The sequence below is a fragment of the Neisseria sp. P0021.S007 genome, from assembly GCF_051956855.1.
Window position 1 is genome coordinate 1 of sequence record NZ_JBQCXA010001521.1, and the last position, 468, is coordinate 468.

General features: G+C 50.9%; 1 protein-coding gene. It reads right to left on the minus strand.

Features of this window, described 5'->3' with window-relative positions:
* Positions 1–468 (minus strand): SbmA/BacA-like family transporter (locus ACTHUR_RS20055; RefSeq protein ID WP_440400550.1); only part of this gene is annotated, 468 nt, incomplete at both ends.

Consider the following 468-nt stretch of genomic DNA (forward strand, 5'->3'; position numbering starts at 1 on the left):
TTGTCGATTTTGGTTTGTCCGGCAAACGGGCGCGGGGCTTGTAAAATAATGGGGAAGAGTTTGATGCCGTTGGTGAACATATCGTTAAAGCCGCTCAGGCAGACGCTTTGTCGCGCAATGCGCCAACGGTTGCGGATAATGGCTTTAAAGCGGTCGGAAAGCTGGTCGTGTTCGTGTTTTTCGCCGCTATAAAACGCCACGCTTTCGGCGTGGTCGCGCACGCGGATGAGGGAGTAACGGTAGTCGCCGTTGAGCTTTTCGTTTTCATAGTTGTAACGAATCAACGGGTTGCCTATCCACATGGCGATAAAGGTTGCCAAAATCACAAACATATAGACAAACCAAACGATGCCGTGCGGAATGTCGAAGCCGAACACGGTCAGGATGCCCGCCAAACCCCATAAAACAACGGCAAATTCCAAAGAGGTAACGACCGAATTGACCATGCCGCGCACAAATTCTATGGTC